The organism is Scandinavium hiltneri, assembly GCF_024764835.1.
Lineage (GTDB): Bacteria > Pseudomonadota > Gammaproteobacteria > Enterobacterales > Enterobacteriaceae > Scandinavium > Scandinavium hiltneri.
Genome location: NZ_JALIGE010000073.1, coordinates 1 through 15,847 on the forward strand (window position 1 = coordinate 1; position 15,847 = coordinate 15,847).

The window sequence follows — 15,847 nt, forward strand, 5'->3', positions numbered from 1 at the left end:
CATTGTTTCCCGGAGCAGTGTTTGCAACAAAGCATAATGGTGAGTGCTCCATTCTTGGTCGTTCAGAAGATAAATCAAGACGTGGATATTATGTTGTTAAATTTAAAGATAGCGGCATAGTTAAAGAAGTCTATGGTACGCATATTAAATCAGGTGCGGTTTCGGATTGTGTATTCCCGTCCTCAGAAGAGGAGCGCGTAACCTTACTGATGAAGCCCCGTTATTATGAGGTGGGATACATTGGAAATGGAAGGCATCCAACCATTCAGGATACCAAAACACATCAACGTACAAGGTCATTCATTCTCTGGCATAAAATGCTGGCGAGGTGTTATATGACAAGCAAAGGCAAGCAATACTTTAAAGGTTATAAAGGTGTGACCGTGTCAGGTTATCTGCGCTGAGGCTGGATATAAACTGAAAATGGCAGTTGTATATTCTTTTTTTATTTCCTGCGGTATAAAACTGTGCCCGCCTTTAATATAGTCCTTAACTATTTCTCTTTTTACCTCCATATGTATATCGCGAATATTTCCTTTTAAAAAGACAAGCCCAAAATCTATTGGGGCCACCTCGCCAGTTGCCTTTTTTATAAAGTTTGCCGGCTTCGGGTCTCCTATCATGAAATCTTTATGGTACAGGTTTTTCACCCCCATCATTGTTTCTAATTTATTAGGGATCGTTCCTTCTATAAATGGCATCCTTATCTGCAGATCCTTCATTTTGAGGGAAGCCCTGTTCATCTAAAGGCGCCCTAAAACCTAAATCGTGATCCCCCCATCAACACTGAGCGTGGTGCCCGTAATAAATCCTGCACCTGGAGAACACAAATAAATAACCGCACCTGCAATTTCTTCCGGATGCCCAGTACGTTTCATCGGTTGCAGGTTATTGAGAAAATCACGACCGCTTTCTTCTGCCCGCATCTCTTCGTTCATGGGCGTGTCGATCACGCCCGGACACACCGCATTGATCCGTACGCCCTGTGAAGCAAACTCAACGGCCGCAGATTTGGTCAGTCCGATAACGGCAAACTTGCTGGCGTTATATATTGCCGATCCCGGAAAGGCCCTGATACCCAGGAAGGAGGCGGTATTGACGATGCCACCGCCGCCACTTTTCATTATCGCAGGGATTTGGTGCTTCATACAAAGTGCAGTCCCACGCACATTGACTGTCAAAATGCGGTCAATGGCATCAGATGACGTTTCAGTAATGGGGGCTGGCGGGAGAAAAATTCCTGCGTTGTTGAAAGCAAAATGTAAGCCACCAAACACTTCAATCGTTCGCGTAACTGAGAAAGCAATCGCTTCCTCGTCAGAAATATCAGTCTGTATAAAGAGACCTTTGCCGCCCGCCTGTTCAATGAGATCGACTGTTTCTTTTCCCTCAGTCTCCCGTCGCCCCACCACGGCAACGTTGGCCCCTTCTTTGGCAAAGGCCAGAGCAGTTTCCCGACCAATACCAGAAGTCCCGCCGGTAATCAGTACCACTTTATCGGTGAAAGTTTTCATAATGTGTTTAATCCTTATTACGTCTGAAGGTTGTCGTGTGAGATTAAGCTTTCCGAATATGACGAGTCTTCTGAAAGCTGATTAACCCACTATAAGATGCTTTATTGGTTAAAATAAGCCATGCTATATCACATGTACTGATGGCTTATATTCATTAATAGGACAACCAATATGCGTACCAATGAGCTGGGAGAACTGACGGCATTTGTCGCAGTTGCCGAGGAGCGAAGTTTCCGACGAGCCGCTGCGCGACTTAATCTGACATCCTCAACTCTCAGCCATTCCCTAAGGTCACTGGAAGAACGACTCGGTGTCAGACTGCTTAATCGCACCACCCGTACCGTTTCACCTACCGCTGCGGGATTGGCATTACTGGAAAAAATTGCCCCTGCATTTTCGACCATTGCGGAAGCAGTCGAAGACGTAAATGCCTTTCGCCAACATCCCCACGGCAGGCTGCGGATCAATTCTTCACGCATTGCCTATCAGATGGTCTTAGAGCCAATGTTTCAGGATTTCTGTCGTAACTTTCCCGATATCACGCTGGAGATTTCGCTCAATGATAGTTTTGTCGATATTATTAAAGAGGGTTTTGATGTCGGTATCCGATTACGCTCTCATATTCCACAGGATATGAATGTGGTACGGATTACTCAGGATCTCACTGCCGCAGTGTATGGCTCGCCCGATTATTTTCATCGTTTTCCTCTGCCTCAGACGCCACAAGATTTACAACAACATTTGTGTATTGGCAGGCGTGAAATCGCCAGTGGTAATCTGTATAGATGGGAATTTTTCAAAGACGGCAAGCACGTTGCGATACCGGTACACGGCCCGCTGGTACTTGATACGGTCGATATGATGACTGATATTGCGCTACAAGGAATTGGCTTGGTGTATGCACCTGACTGCGAAAAAAATCGGCAACATGTGGCTGCTGGCCGCCTGATACGCGTCCTGGCTGACTGGTCGCCGACCGTCCCCGGCTTCTGTCTTTATTTTTCCGGTCACCGGCAAATGCCAGCCGCACTGAAAGCATTAATTTCAGCAATTCGCGTTGATAATGAATCCGTGAATTGAATAACGGAGTTCCCCACAAACGCGTTGTGGCTGAATTGATGTAGATTGTGGTTCAGGCTCGTTTGTTGCGCGGTCTGAACCACAATCTTATTCATGAGCTTTACCCTAACAATTTTTTCATCGCGTCCGCCAGCGACTCAGCCTGCGTTCCCACCACGACTTGCAGGCTTTGCTTGTTCAAACGAACCACGCCCGATGCCCCTAAAAGCTTACAGTCCGCCTCATTCACCACAGATGAGTCCTTCACCTGCAAACGTAATCGTGAAATACAGGCATCGATACTGGTCAGGTTGGCTGCGCCACCCAGTACGTCCAGATAACGCTGCGCCAGCTGCGGTAAATCATCGACTGCTGCGCTCTTCAATTCGCTCTTTTCGCTGGTGATAACGGTATCTTCCCGACCAGGTGTTTTAAGATCAAACATGCGGATGATGACGGTGAACAATACGAAATAGATTGCGAAGAAAATGACGCCCATGACCAGCAGCATCCAGACGTTGTGACTGGCCGCGGGCAGGTTATACATCAACAGATAATCCAGCGCGCTGGGCGAAAACGAGAAGCCAGCATGGATCCCTAATGTCGTCGCAATATACAGACTGATGCCGGTCAGTATCGCATGCACCAGATACAGCAACGGTGCCAGGAACATAAACAGGAACTCTACCGGCTCTGTCACTCCGGTCAGGAATGCCGTCAGGGCAACCGATAATAGCGCCCCACCGACCATCGTGCGACGTTCCTTTGGTGCTGCCAGGTACATTGCCAGCGCAGCGCCTGGTAACCCGAACATCGTGACCGGGAAGAAACCGGACATAAACATGCCCGCCGTGCCATCGCCAGCATAAAACCGGTTAATATCACCGTGGAAAATCGCCCCTGCGGCATTGGTGAATTCGCCAATCTGGAACCAGGCGATGGTGTTAATCACCTGATGCAGACCCAGTGGGATCAGCAAGCGGTTGATAAAGCCAAAAATACCCGCGCCTAAAGCCCCCTCACCCACGATCCATTCCCCTCCGGCGTGAATAGCATTTTGTACCGGTGGCCAGATATAACCGAACACCCCCGCCAGCAGGATACAAATGCAGCCGGTTACAATGGGAACAAAACGTTTTCCGCCGAAGAAACTGAGGAAATTAGGCAGCGTTATCCCGGACCAGCGGTTATAGGCCATCCCGCCAATCAGGCCCGTAATGATACCCGCCAGAACACCCATATTGATCTCCGGGTTGATAGTGGTCATCGCTTTCGTCAGGATGAAATAACCGATCGCCCCTGCTAACGCCGCCGACCCGGCATTATCCTTAGACCAACTGGAGGCCACGCCGATGGCAAAAATCAATGCCAGGTTGCCAAAAATCCCTCCCCCTGCCTCGGCAATAAAAGGCATGTTAAGCAGGTCTGGTTGGCCGAACCGCAATAATAGTGCTGCCACCGGAAGTACGGCGATCGGTAATTGTAGCGAGCGCCCGAGTCTTTGAAAAAAACCTAAGATATTCACATGTTCTCCTGATCCGTCATCAACGAATATTCTTTGTGAGTTAATAAATGAAGGTGTATTGTTTACAATCTTGTTGCTGATGGAGCCAATAATAAATAAAAGCATGTCACCCAGTGGTTAAATAGACTGGGCGATGTGATGCGATATATTATTTCAAATAATAAAGGGCGGGTCTTTTATATGCATTTTATCTGTCTGCGCGCACCTCAACCAAATTAGTATGTTGAGGGTTACCTTTGGCAAACGGCGTTGGATGCGCGGTGGATGTCAGAGTATTAATGCAGCCTCTGATATCAACCCCCTGCGTGTCTGGCGTGTACCAGGCCCCTTGTGGCAGCCCGACAACCCCTTTAATCACCCGAGTGGTCACATGCGCTGGCACACGTATTGTCCCTCTGGCATTAAAAATAAGGACCGTATCCCCGTCATTAATATTCCGTACCGCAGCATCTTGCGGATTAATCCAGAGTCGCTGTGGCTCTACTTCTTCTAATAACGGATTATTATCATGCACCGAGTGCGCACGTCTCTTGGTATGCCAGCCTAATAATTGCAGCGGATAAGTCTGGCGCAATGGATCTTCGGCACCTTCGTGGCAAGCTACATATTTTGGGATCGCCGGGCGAGAATGCGGGTCGCCCAGTGCATAAATGCGGTTAGAAAATATCTCTATTTTCCCTGATGGCGTATTAAACGGGGACTTATCCGGGTGTTGGCGCTGTTCCTGATAGGCAACGTAAGGGGTAACGGGCGGAAAACGATACCCACCTTCTTCAATAAATTCTGCCCACTCGGGAAGTTCTCTGTTTTGGGAACGTAATTGCTCATATAAAAAGCGCCGCCATGCTTCCATCGTCGGCTTGCCCTCAGCAAATTTTTCACCATGTCCCAGCAATCCGGCCAGTTCGTGGATCCAGTCCCATTCCGGACGGCTTTCAAACAGTGGCGCTCTGACTTTGTTATTAGATAAAATATAATCGCCATACAGCCACGAATGCGAAAAGTTATCCATTTCAAGGAATGACGGTGCGGGTAGAAGAATATCGGCACACCGGGCACTGGAGGTCATAAAGATGTCTGCACACAAGATGAATTCGCACCGGCTTTCATCGTTGAGGATCCGTAGCGAGTCATTGACGTCGGCATGCTGGTTGACCAATAAATTCCCGCCAATGTTGACCAGCATCTTAATACCGGTGGTTAACCGTTCAACACCGGTAATGCCATCTTTGGCGGACGTCATCTCTTCGCCATGTTCTACCGCGCGACTCCATAAAAAACACGGTATCTTACCGGGATACGGATTTTCACCTTTTGGAAAGTTGATCTCAGGATGTCGACCGGTTTCAAGCCCGCCTGCGGCCCCACCGCCCGCAACTCCGACGTTCCCTGTCAGGCAGGCCAGCAGCGCCAGGCTACGAACCGTCTGCTCTCCATTGCCGGTGCGCTGTATCCCCAGACCCGGCATTAAACACGCGGGTTTTGCGGTTGCGTATTCACGGGCCAGTCGTTTGATGGTTTCCCTGTCCACACCGCAGATTGCCGCTGCCCATTCCGGTGTTTTCGCGACCCCATCTTTATGCCCAAGCAAATAGCTGACATAGCTTTCATGCGGCGGAATATTGGCAGGCATGTGCTCTTCATCCATGCCAACACAGAATTTATCGATAAACGCTTTGTCATACAGACCCTCGGTCCAGATGACATACGCCATGCCATCCGCCAGCGCGGAGTCAGTGGAAGGTCGGATCCCAATCCACTCGTTGGCATAAGCCAGCGCCGTATCACTTTGGCGGGGATCGATGACGACAATGCGAACCCCTCGCTGTTTCAGTTGCGTCAGGGCGTAATTTCGTTCTGTTCCGAACAGCGTTTCCGCCGGATTATGCCCCCACAGCAGCAGGTATTGAGTGTTCAGCACATCTTCAATCGCACTGGATCCCCGGTTATCACCGTAAACGTACGGCATGATGTAATGGACACAGGCGGAACTGTAATTGTTGTAACGCCCCAGATGCCCGCCGTCTAAATTCATCAGACGCTGCATCATGCTGTCGCCACGCAATCCCCCCTCATTGCCGGAACTGGCCTGCGGATAACGGGACGCCGGACCATATTTATCGGTAATACGTCGCCACTCAGAGGCTATCAGACCTATCGCTTCATCCCAGGAAATTCGGCTGAAGCGCCCTTCTCCTCGCCGGCCAACCCGCTTCATTGGATAACGCAACCGCTGAGTATTTAAAAATGTATGACGATAGCCCCGCCCGCGCACGCAGGCCCGCAGCTGCGGGGTACGTCGTCCGCAGTCAGTGCCAATCTCAAGAATGCAGCCCTGTTGTTCATAAGCATTAATCACACAGCGGCCACCGCAATTATTCACTCCTGCGGTATGGATCATTTTTCTGGGGGGATTTTCAATTGCCGGCAGCAAAGGATGCTCAGGCGGAAGAAACGCGGCCGGAAAATCAATATCAATGTCAGATCCTGATAAGACAAACATTTCCATCAGGGTGATAAAGTCAATAATGGCAGGATGCAGATGTGCGGCTCTGGCGCTCGCGGCCATCGCCGTCAGGGTATCCAGTAAAAACTGCTGCGTGAAATCCTCTATCGCCCGAGATATCTCCCGCGCTCGGCCATCCTGTTGTTGCTGGTGATACCGCCTTGCGGCGTCAAGATAACCCAGGAAATGGAACTGGTTACCGATAAAATCCGCCGGATTACCATCAAGCTCTGGCGGCGTGTGTCCCCACAGATGATAAAAATGGATAACCGCAAGCGTGGTTTCATTCAGCAGGACCGGTTGTCCGCAGGCTGCTGAAGCCCATAAAGGCACCTGAACATTCCAGCGAGTGCCATAAAAGAGCGCTTCATAATCCTGCTGCAGTTCAGCGCTCTCGCTCGTCGCGACAATATTGTCGACCAGACATCGGGTCTCTGGCGTCCGTGGCCGGGCGTTAATCAGACTCTGTTGCCAGTCAGTGAAGGAAAGACAAAATGCTTCACAGAGAGAAAAACCCACCCAACGCGTTTGTTTGTTATCTGGCTGCATTTATTTTCTCCAGGAAAGTCCGTTTAGTGAGTTTGTCTTTAATTGACTGGCTTAAGATGCGCATCTGTGTCAGATCGCCTGACAGCACACCGCCGACGAGAGTGTCATTTTTAAAGAAATAACGTTCGACACAGTGCTGCGCAGAGAGAGGATTCACAAGGAACGCAGCACGTGATGCATGAGTCGATGTGAAGACTTGCTGCTCCACGTCGGGGCTTTTCCCGGTATCGCCTTCGGCATACAGGGCAATGGCACCATTCATTAATACGGCGGCGGGCACTGAATGATATCGCTCAGGGTCGCCTGCGGCATTGGCCCCCGCTACGCGGCCCTGTTCCATGGCTTCACTCCATACCGCGAGATTTGTACCTTGCCACTCGGCACAATCTCCGCAGGCGTAAAGCCCCGGGAAATTTGTCTGCATGTTGTCATCGACCACAATGCCTCGTCGCGTTTCGACACCGGCTTGTTGAGCCAGCGAGCTGTTGGGCTGTATGCCGCAGGTGACGATAACGAGATCTGCCCCTACGGTGCGCCCGTCATTGAGTTTCACGCCTGACACCCTGGAATCACCGCACAACGTATCAATTGTGATGCCGGTATGAACGGCAATATCTTTTGCCTCCAGTTGTGCGGCTAACTGGCGAGATGAGTCATCGTCCAGCACACGCCCCATCAGCATTGGAGCCGATTCCAGAACGGTTACATCGCACCCATATTTTTTCAGCTCCAGCGCGATTTCCAGCCCAATCACGCCCCCACCAATCAATACCGCTCTCCGGGGCTGTATAAGCCAGCGGCGCAGCGAGGAAATATCCTCCAGAGTGCGAATTGAAAACACACCGTCCAGTGCTACACCGGCTATTGGCGGGATATAACTCTGCGCGCCCAGCGCATAGATACATCGACTGTAGTCAATGACGCGTCCGTCATGCAGACAAACCTGTCGCGCGGCAGGTCGGAGAGCCTGAACCCCGGTTTCCAGCCACACCTCTATTTTGTGTTGTGCATACCAGCTCGCGTCCTGAATCTGAAACGGCTGCGGTTTGAACCCACGCAGTGGCGCTTTGCTGAGCATCGGACGGCTGTAAGGCAACGCATTTTCCGCACTGATGAGAATAATCTTCGCAGTTTGGTTTCGCTGGCGAATGGCTTCCGCCGCACTTAACGCCGCCACGCCCCCCCCTAAGACCAGAAAGGTTTCGTGGGTGTCATTACGGTAGCGTGTAGAGATCTGTACCTGTTTCGCCTGCTGCCGTTTGCCCGGCAGGATCCGTAATGCTGGCGTAGTGACGTCGTTATCTGGCAGGAACACCGGAGTTATTGCATCCTCGCCAATCTCCCCAAAATGAAGACAATGCGTGATGCAGGCCTGGACACAGGCTGGCTGTTGCCCGGCGCGGCGCAGATCGGCACAGGTATCGCATTTTTGTGAGATCCCCGTCGTCGGACTAAGGAAAGGTACACCGTAAGGACAGTTCCATATACAGGCCCCACAACCGATACATTTACCCGCGTGATGTTGCACGGTGCCATCCGCGGCCTTATACAGCGCGCCGGTCGGGCATCCATCAACACAGCCTGGCTGGGCGCAGTGGTTGCATGCCCCGGAGTATGTGTGGATCTGACCGTCCAGTTTGAACGCCTCAACCCGGCGGAAAAAATGGCCCGCAGGCAACGCATTTTTGTCTTTGCATGCTACCTGGCACGCTTTACACCCCGTGCAGTCGTCTGGCCTGAAGGTAAATCCGAGAGTTGTCATACCGTCTGATATATTTATCAATTATTGTTTGAGATATGCGCGAAGTTATCACTCGGAATGAATGAAGTGAATGCCAGATTGATAAATTTATCATTTATGAAATCGAAATAATTTTATATGTAATAGAATGGTAACTTATTGGTATCTGATATGTTACGAGTGAGGGTGTTTATTATCCATCGTATTCAGTCTGAATACAGAAATGACGGTGACAGTTAACGGGGCGCGTCTGTTATCTTTTCCACCTGAAAAACAAATAATAGAATATGGATATACATCATATAGATAGAGTTATTATCGATAAAAATATCTTGTTCATTCGCGCCATTTACGACCAGCGGCACTCTGGGTAATACCACCATATCGTCGACCATCGTACTGGCGGTGGTCTCCTCGTTCATCGTTATCAGGACCAGTCGCGCACCTTTGTTTCTGAAGCTGTCTTTCTCATACTCTTTAAGAATGGCTTCGGCGCCGGAGATGGAAAAAATAATAATAACATCGCCCTCAGTGACGATTTCATCCAGATAATTAAAACGCTCTTGCTCACTGATAACATGCGCAGAACGGGTGCCATAGAACAACATATGCTCTAAATAGCCAGCGACATAAAAGGATCCACCCAGCCCGACAATATATAAATTACTGGCCTGCTGGATAAGGTTTTTTATACGCCGGGCGGATTCATAATATTTTTCATCTCTGAGAAACTCTATGCGCTCTTTATAACCATCGATAATCTGGCTCATCGGGTTATTGGCCTTGAGCCCTGCATCTTGTTGTTTTTTCAGTTCACTGGAGAGTGCGAATTTAAATTCACTGTAGCCAGAATAACCGATTTTTTTGGCGATACGCTGTATCGAGGCGACGGAGACATCATAGTTTTCAGCCGCTTGAGAAATGGAGCTTTCGACAATGACCGATGGTTTTTTAATTATTTTCTTGGCCAGAATGCGTTCAGTTTTGGTTAGTTTATAGTAGGAAATTGATAATTCTTTTATTGCATCCATAATGCTTAACCCTGTTTTCAGCCCCCAACAGTGTCTTACTCTGAGCCCTGACAAGGGCGCCCGTTACCGAGGCGATTAACGACGCGTGAAACAAAGGCATAACGTAACAGTTCCAGGAAAAGAATTCAGCAGCGAATTTACTGCGCCGGGAACGGCCCGAGTTTAAGCGGTTGCCTGAAAGGCAGCCCTTCAAACAATCATAAAAATTGATAGATCAGTAAAATATCGCTATTGGATTTTATCACTATTATGGACGACACTTTGACCCACATTCCTTCCGGAGAATCACCATGCAACGCAATTCCGCTACTGTTCATTCCGAAGGCGCTGACATCGCTTATGACGTTGAAGGCCAGGGGCCGTTATTGCTGCTGGTTGTCGGGGGCAATGGTGACAGCCGCCGTTTCACTGCCTTATCCGCACAGCTTTCTGACCGCTATACCGTGGTGCGTTACGACCGTCGTGCTAATTTCCGCAGCACTGGCGACACCCTGGCCGAACTGGATATGGCGCAACAGGGTCGTGATGCGGCAGCTGTCATTCGTGCGATGGGCACGGAACAAGCGTTTGTATTCGGCAACAGCGCGGGTGCTAATATTGCACTGAAACTGACGCAAGATCACCCGCAACTGGTACGCGGCCTGGTCGACCATGAACCGCCGATTACTGATTTTTTGCCGGAGCCGGAAGCCACATCCTGGCGCGATTTTTTCAACCGCGTGTACAACACTTATAAAGCCGACGGCGGTGCCGAGGCGATGAAGTTGTTCGGTTCGTCATTCGTCGGTCTCGACTTGCACGCCAACGCTCCGGGTGACCAGGGCAGTGCATTTGATCGCTTCCTTTCACACGAATTCAACGTCATCAATCGTTTTGTCCCTGACCTGGCTGTGCTTCGTAACGGCGCGGTACCGATGGTTACCGCCCGGGGCCGTGCCAGCGGTGATGCGTTTTATGCTCTGACTGCCCGGGAGCTGGCCCGAAAATTACCCTGCCCGTGTATTGAAGTCAGCGGTCATCACCTGAGCTATGCCACTGACCCGGCGCAGTTCGCCAATGAATTGCATCAAATCCTGATTTCACTGAGGAAATAAACATAATGAAAATCATCAGTATTGAAGAACACGTTTCCGATCCTGCGTTGTCCCAGGCTTGTCATAAAGCGCAAAGCATTGAAGCTCCCTACTTTGGAGACTGGGCTCGCCAGTCCAAAGATGCCCCGGACACCCGTCTGGCTGGCGCCGCAACCGCCATGCGACTGGCCCAGGAGTGCGGAGAAGATCGGATAGCGGACATGGATGCCAACGGCATCGACATGCAAATCCTGTCCTACAGTAACTCGCCACAGCTGCTGGCCCCGGCAGAAGCCATCCCGTTAACCCGTGATGCCAACGATAAACTTGCCGTGATGGTCAACGCACACCCAACCCGCTTTGGCGCCTTTGCCACTCTGCCCTGGTCCGATCCACAGGCTGCGGCCGATGAGCTAAAACGCTGCGTTGAGACGCTGGGTTTCAAGGGGGCGTTACTCACTGGCCGTCCTGGCGACACTTTCCTCGACGACCCGCGCTATGCGCCAGTGCTGGCTGCCGCGGCTGATTTAAATGTGCCGCTTTATCTCCATCCGGGCGTGCCGCTGCCAGTGGTGCAACAAGCTTACTATTCTGGATTTGACCCGGACGTCAGCGCGCGATTCTCACTGTTCGGCTGGGGCTGGCATTGTGAACCTGGCGTGCAGCTGGTGCGTATGATGTTGGCAGGTGTCTTTGAACGTTACCCTGCGCTGCAGGTGATTTCAGGACACTGGGGTGAAATGGTGCCATTTTTCCTGGCGCGTCTGGATGAAATGATCCCGCCATCTATCAGCGGCTTGCCTCGCACTTTGGCCGAAACGTTTAAACAGCAGGTCTACGTCACGCCAAGCGGCATGTTCGACCTGCCGCATTTCCAGTTTATCCATCAGGTTGTTGGGGCCGATCGCATTATGTATGCGGTGGATTACCCGTACCTGAATAATCAGGGGGCGCGGGCATTCCTGGAAAATGCGCCAATTTCTCTGAGCGATAAGGAAAAAATCGCCCACGGCAACGCCGAGAAGTTGTTCAACCTGTAAACAGGCCGTGTTTTCGGGTGTGGTTGAGGTAGGCAAGCACGGCGGCGCTGGGTTCGTCTTTACGACTGACCAGCATCAGATTCGCTGACAGCGATTTCGAATCAAGCACCCGATACACCACGCCCGGGATCGCCACCTGCGCTAACGGCGCAGGGACCAGCGCGATCCCCAGTCCCGCCCCGGCCATGGCAAGCACGCTCAGTGAGCTGGAAATCCGCAGGGCGATATTCAACGAATCGCCAAGCAGCTTTTGCAGTTGTATATCCAGCTGTGAATCCGCGTCATTGATGGAATACATGATCAACGGTTCATTGGCCAGCATCTCGACGGTCAGGATCTCTTTCTCGGCAAGAGGATGTTCACCGGACATGACCACGACTCGCCCCCATTCACCTACCGATTCATAAACCAGGGCTGAGTCATGATCCGGATAGTAGTCAGGCATATAGCCCACATCGAGCGTGCCGTTCTGGATAGCCTCATTTTGCAGTTGTGGGGCCAGTTCCTGACAAATTATCTCGGCATCCGGATACGCCTGATGAAAAGAGCGCACATCCTGCATCAGCCTGCCGCTGAATACGGCATTACCGGCAAACCCGACGCGTACCCTGCCCGTTTCACCGCGAATGGAACGCTCCACAGCAAGGCGAGTATGTTCCATATGCTCCAGCGTGCGTATGGCTTCCGCCTGCAACAGCTTACCGGCATCGGTCAGTTCGACCCGACGACTGGTACGAATCAGCAACGGGCCGCCCAGTTCGGCTTCAAGGGCTTTTATCTGCATACTCAATGCGGGCTGAACAATATTGAGCCGTTCGGCCGCCCGGCCAAAATGCTGTTCTTCAGCAACGGCCAGAAAATATTTCAGGTGTCGTAAATCCATGTTCACCCCATAAATCAATAAAATTGATAGATCAGTTATCTCTATATATTTTAGTTTAACTGCTTTCGGGGCCAAACTGAATCTAGTCAAACGCGCATTGTCCGTGCTGCCAGGTTCAGCCTAAAGGTGAAAATACAGAGAAGCGCTACCGCCGATTGGCGACCCTTTCCCGATGGTTAACAGCTGGCGATTTTAGCGAGTAAACGTCAGCTCCGGCACTAAAGCATCGTCGTCCTGCATGCATTTCTTCCAGGCACTGCCCTCTGAACCGTTGTCCAGAATAGTTGAGGTTCGGTACTCAACAGCGCGACGCTGTTCTTTACCCGTGGCATCTTGGGTCACGTAGTTTGCCGTCGTCCAGCGCATGCGAGTCGGTGCGCCATTGGCGACCAGCGCGATGGTTTTCTCTTTGACCTCTTCTGCGCAGCCGTGAGCTGCCGCCAGCACGCGTTGATATTGTGCTTCCTCTGACGTCGTAGATTTGGAGGAGGAACAACCGGACACCATGAACCCTGCAATCGCGAAGGCGCAGACCATTTTTATCATTATTAATGCCTCAATTATTGCTGACGGGTTTTTCAGGTTTTTTCTGTGGGACAGGCACTGCTTTTTCCAGTGTAGTCTTACTTTTAGATTGCTCCACCGCTTTCTGTTTGCGGGCCAGTTCATCAATAACCAATCGATATGCAATGTAGTATTTATAAATATTGCTGACGTAGGTGACGGTTTCAGCGCCAATTTTTTCGGCGGCCAGATTCTCAACGTTACCAAACCAGACATTAGGGTCGAAGCCGCGCTTTTGAGTTTCTGTGCGTAAGCGTGCGATTCGGGCGGGACCGGCGTTATACGAGGCAAACGAGAACAGCACTTTATCAAGCGGGGTCATTGGCTCATTGCCGTAATACTGGTCGATCATCCAGCGCATATATTTGACCCCGGCGTTAATGTTGGGGTCCAGATTGCGAATATCGCCGACGTTCAGTTCTTTCCCGGTTTTCGGCATCACCTGCATCACACCAATCGCCCCGACCGGGCTGCGTACCTTCTGATTCAGCCGGGATTCCTGATACCCTTGGGCAATCATCAGCAACCAGTCCACGTTGTAGCGTTCACCGTATTTTCTGAAGATATCTATCAAGGTTAGAAACTTCCGCCGTTCCGCTTCGGAGGTCGCACTTTTCACGTATTTAGCGTTCTTTAAGTATCGTATTAACAGTATATTTCCGAATGTGCTCCCCACTTTATTTTCACGCACAAAGCCATTTAATACAGCCAGCAGTTGGGGATTACTCTTACGCACGCCCCAGGCAATATTAGCGTGATCGCGAAGGACGATATTTTCATGTACCTCAATGTTGGGGAATACCTGTTTCCAGAAAAGTGCTTTATGCCTGTCGACCACAATCAGCGGGATCAACCCGGCATTGAGCATTTCAATCAGGTCTTCATCCTCAAGGGCTTCAGGTGCGGGTTGTAGCGTGACCGGGGGTAAGGATTGTTTTGCGAAGTGTGCATTCAGCGTCTTAAGGCTTTCGTAATAACTGGATGAATAACGGACAAAAACGGTTTTGCCTGACAGCTGTTCAAGGTTTTCTACCTTAGGTGAATCCGGCCCGGACAGCAGCAGTTCTTGCACATTGGCATAAACCGGATCGGTGAAGGAGGCAAGCTTCATGCGATCGGGGGTGATGGTCAGATTTGCGGCGACGATATCCCCTTTCCCCTCGTTCAGGGCGCTAAAGAGCTGCTCGCGGGTCACCGGCACAAAGATAATGCGCACCTTCAGGTGGCGATGTTTGAGCTGTTTATCCTTCATCAACTTGTTGTTCAGGTCGCGCTCGAACGCCATAAATGCATCGTGGGTCACGCCGCGTTGGGTGCCTTTGTCGATGAAGTAGAAGGTTTTGCTGTAGGTTGTCAGCACGCGGATCACCCGACGATCGTACATGCCCTGCAAATCACCGACCCAGGGCTGCTGTATGTCTTCCATGCTGACACTCAGGGCTTTATCGTGGCCATCTTTTACCGGCGTCGCAAACGCAGCGGTAACGAACAATAAAGCGGCAAGGCCAATCAAATTGGCGGCAGTGAAGGGATATGAAAATGATGCATTCATGGAGCGGCACTCCGCGCGGTGCATCACTCTATTTTAGTCAATTTCCCGACGACAGGCGTAAGAATAAAGGGTGAACATCCCGCGCACTGCCATCCGTGGCGAGGGTATTCAGTCGCTTGCGCCCTACTCTTTAACCAGCACTGGCGTGGTTTGCCACAGCGTCGGGAAGTCAGCTTTCAACTGCTGGACTTTTGGAATGTCGTTAATCGCGATGTAGGGATAATCAGGATTGTCGTTGAGAAAGTTTTGGTGATATTTCTCCGCCGGATAGAATTGCACTTTATCTTCGACAGTAGTCACCACCGGGTCACTGAACGTGTGCGCGGCGTTCAGTTGGGCGATGTACGCCTTCGCCACTTTTTCCTGACTGGCGCTCTGCACAAACAACGCGCTGCGGTACTGCGTGCCGTAATCCGGCCCCTGTTTGTTGAGTTCAGTTGGGTCATGCGCCACTGAGAAGAAAACCTGTAATAGCTGTCCGTAAGTGATTTTTTGCGGATCGAAGGTCACGCGGACCGACTCCGCATGGCCGGTCATTCCGCTGCTGACCGTCGGGTAATTTGCGGTTCTGGCCTTGCCGCCCGCATACCCGGAAACCGCGCTGGTCACGCCTTTGATATGCTGGAAAACGCCCTGCACGCCCCAAAAACAGCCGCCCGCAAAAATGGCCGTTTCAAGTCCCTGACCTGAGGGCGCTTCATCCTGAGCAGGTGGCGGTACGTTTAAGGATTGAGCCCAACTTGTGCCTGACAAAAACAGCGTGGCGGTCATGGCTGCGGCGATCCGGAGACATGTAAATTTACTCATCAT

13 protein-coding genes and 2 pseudogenes are annotated in these 15,847 nt (G+C 51.0%); 5 read left to right on the forward strand and 10 right to left on the reverse strand.

Annotated features, from left to right (window positions below):
- Window positions 1-404, forward strand: a pseudogene (locus MUU47_RS10670) (hypothetical protein); the annotation flags it as partial.
- Here the strand turns inward: MUU47_RS10670 and MUU47_RS10675 are convergent.
- Together MUU47_RS10675 and MUU47_RS10680 are read right to left on the reverse strand one after the other, a co-directional pair.
- A complete protein-coding gene (locus tag MUU47_RS10675; protein ID WP_258988186.1) occupies window positions 387-722 on the reverse strand; it encodes a hypothetical protein in 336 nt (111 codons plus the stop codon). The pseudogene MUU47_RS10670 and the gene MUU47_RS10675 overlap by 18 nt on opposite strands.
- Before the next feature lie 39 nt (window positions 723-761).
- Window positions 762-1,514 carry an SDR family NAD(P)-dependent oxidoreductase gene (locus MUU47_RS10680; protein WP_258988187.1) on the reverse strand — a complete coding sequence of 251 codons (753 nt, stop codon included), beginning with the start codon at window positions 1,512-1,514 and terminating at the stop codon, window positions 762-764.
- A 171-nt stretch (window positions 1,515-1,685) separates the two neighbouring features.
- Between MUU47_RS10680 and MUU47_RS10685 the strand changes: the two genes are divergently transcribed.
- Window positions 1,686-2,594, forward strand: coding sequence for a LysR family transcriptional regulator (locus MUU47_RS10685; RefSeq protein WP_258988188.1), 909 nt, complete (start codon window positions 1,686-1,688; stop codon window positions 2,592-2,594).
- Between the two features lie 106 nt (window positions 2,595-2,700).
- Here MUU47_RS10685 and nagE read toward each other — a convergent pair.
- The 3 genes and pseudogenes from nagE to MUU47_RS10700 all read right to left on the reverse strand — a co-directional run.
- A pseudogene (gene nagE / locus MUU47_RS10690) lies at window positions 2,701-4,098 on the reverse strand (N-acetylglucosamine-specific PTS transporter subunit IIBC); the annotation flags it as partial.
- 187 nt (window positions 4,099-4,285) lie between these two features.
- Window positions 4,286-7,153 (reverse strand): DMSO/selenate family reductase complex A subunit, encoded by a 2,868-nt coding sequence (locus tag MUU47_RS10695; RefSeq protein WP_258988189.1) that lies wholly within the window; start codon window positions 7,151-7,153, stop codon window positions 4,286-4,288.
- Window positions 7,140-8,831, reverse strand: a complete 1,692-nt coding sequence (locus MUU47_RS10700) for an FAD-dependent oxidoreductase (protein WP_258988578.1) — start codon at window positions 8,829-8,831, stop codon at window positions 7,140-7,142. Before MUU47_RS10700 ends, MUU47_RS10695 begins: the two co-directional genes overlap by 14 nt.
- Here MUU47_RS10700 and MUU47_RS10705 point away from each other — a divergent pair.
- Window positions 8,772-8,924 (forward strand): hypothetical protein, encoded by a 153-nt coding sequence (locus MUU47_RS10705; RefSeq protein ID WP_258988599.1) that lies wholly within the window; start codon window positions 8,772-8,774, stop codon window positions 8,922-8,924. The genes MUU47_RS10700 and MUU47_RS10705 overlap by 60 nt on opposite strands.
- A gap of 206 nt (window positions 8,925-9,130) precedes the next feature.
- Here MUU47_RS10705 and MUU47_RS10710 read toward each other — a convergent pair whose 3' ends face one another.
- Window positions 9,131-9,925, reverse strand: coding sequence for a MurR/RpiR family transcriptional regulator (locus MUU47_RS10710; RefSeq protein ID WP_258988190.1), 795 nt, complete (start codon window positions 9,923-9,925; stop codon window positions 9,131-9,133).
- Between the two features lie 290 nt (window positions 9,926-10,215).
- Here MUU47_RS10710 and MUU47_RS10715 point away from each other — a divergent pair, with 290 nt between their 5' ends.
- Together MUU47_RS10715 and MUU47_RS10720 are read left to right on the forward strand one after the other, a co-directional pair.
- Window positions 10,216-11,019, forward strand: coding sequence for an alpha/beta fold hydrolase (locus MUU47_RS10715; RefSeq protein WP_258988191.1), 804 nt, complete (start codon window positions 10,216-10,218; stop codon window positions 11,017-11,019).
- 5 nt (window positions 11,020-11,024) lie between these two features.
- The gene (locus MUU47_RS10720; protein ID WP_258988192.1) at window positions 11,025-12,038 is read left to right on the forward strand and encodes an amidohydrolase family protein; all 1,014 of its coding nucleotides are present in this window, start codon (window positions 11,025-11,027) and stop codon (window positions 12,036-12,038) included.
- On the opposite strand, the gene MUU47_RS10725 is transcribed toward MUU47_RS10720, so the two are convergent.
- From MUU47_RS10725 to msrA, 4 genes are all read right to left on the reverse strand, one after another.
- On the reverse strand, window positions 12,028-12,921 hold the full coding sequence (locus tag MUU47_RS10725) for a LysR substrate-binding domain-containing protein (RefSeq protein WP_258988193.1): 894 nt from the start codon (window positions 12,919-12,921) through the stop codon (window positions 12,028-12,030). The two genes, MUU47_RS10720 and MUU47_RS10725, sit on opposite strands and share 11 nt — an antisense overlap.
- Before the next feature lie 192 nt (window positions 12,922-13,113).
- Complete coding sequence (locus MUU47_RS10730) at window positions 13,114-13,467, reverse strand: hypothetical protein (protein WP_258988194.1); 354 nt, start codon at window positions 13,465-13,467, stop codon at window positions 13,114-13,116.
- Window positions 13,468-13,477: 10 nt separating this feature from the next.
- Window positions 13,478-15,037 carry an MltF family protein gene (locus tag MUU47_RS10735; RefSeq protein WP_258988195.1) on the reverse strand — a complete coding sequence of 520 codons (1,560 nt, stop codon included), beginning with the start codon at window positions 15,035-15,037 and terminating at the stop codon, window positions 13,478-13,480.
- A gap of 123 nt (window positions 15,038-15,160) precedes the next feature.
- A complete protein-coding gene (gene msrA, locus MUU47_RS10740; RefSeq protein ID WP_374684746.1) occupies window positions 15,161-15,844 on the reverse strand; it encodes a peptide-methionine (S)-S-oxide reductase MsrA in 684 nt (227 codons plus the stop codon).
- Window positions 15,845-15,847 lie beyond the last annotated feature (3 nt).

What these genes read in the sequence shown, in the direction of transcription:
- MUU47_RS10675 (WP_258988186.1), bottom strand. Translation starts at nt 722, where the DNA reads ATGAAGGATCTGCAGATAAGGATGCCATTTATAGAAGGAACGATCCCT.
- MUU47_RS10680 (WP_258988187.1), bottom strand. Translation starts at nt 1,514, where the DNA reads ATGAAAACTTTCACCGATAAAGTGGTACTGATTACCGGCGGGACTTCT.
- MUU47_RS10685 (WP_258988188.1), top strand. Translation starts at nt 1,686, where the DNA reads ATGCGTACCAATGAGCTGGGAGAACTGACGGCATTTGTCGCAGTTGCC.
- MUU47_RS10695 (WP_258988189.1), bottom strand. Translation starts at nt 7,153, where the DNA reads ATGCAGCCAGATAACAAACAAACGCGTTGGGTGGGTTTTTCTCTCTGT.
- MUU47_RS10710 (WP_258988190.1), bottom strand. Translation starts at nt 9,925, where the DNA reads ATGGATGCAATAAAAGAATTATCAATTTCCTACTATAAACTAACCAAA.
- MUU47_RS10715 (WP_258988191.1), top strand. Translation starts at nt 10,216, where the DNA reads ATGCAACGCAATTCCGCTACTGTTCATTCCGAAGGCGCTGACATCGCT.
- MUU47_RS10720 (WP_258988192.1), top strand. Translation starts at nt 11,025, where the DNA reads ATGAAAATCATCAGTATTGAAGAACACGTTTCCGATCCTGCGTTGTCC.
- MUU47_RS10725 (WP_258988193.1), bottom strand. Translation starts at nt 12,921, where the DNA reads ATGGATTTACGACACCTGAAATATTTTCTGGCCGTTGCTGAAGAACAG.
- MUU47_RS10730 (WP_258988194.1), bottom strand. Translation starts at nt 13,467, where the DNA reads ATGATAAAAATGGTCTGCGCCTTCGCGATTGCAGGGTTCATGGTGTCC.
- MUU47_RS10735 (WP_258988195.1), bottom strand. Translation starts at nt 15,037, where the DNA reads ATGAATGCATCATTTTCATATCCCTTCACTGCCGCCAATTTGATTGGC.
- msrA (WP_374684746.1), bottom strand. Translation starts at nt 15,844, where the DNA reads ATGAGTAAATTTACATGTCTCCGGATCGCCGCAGCCATGACCGCCACG.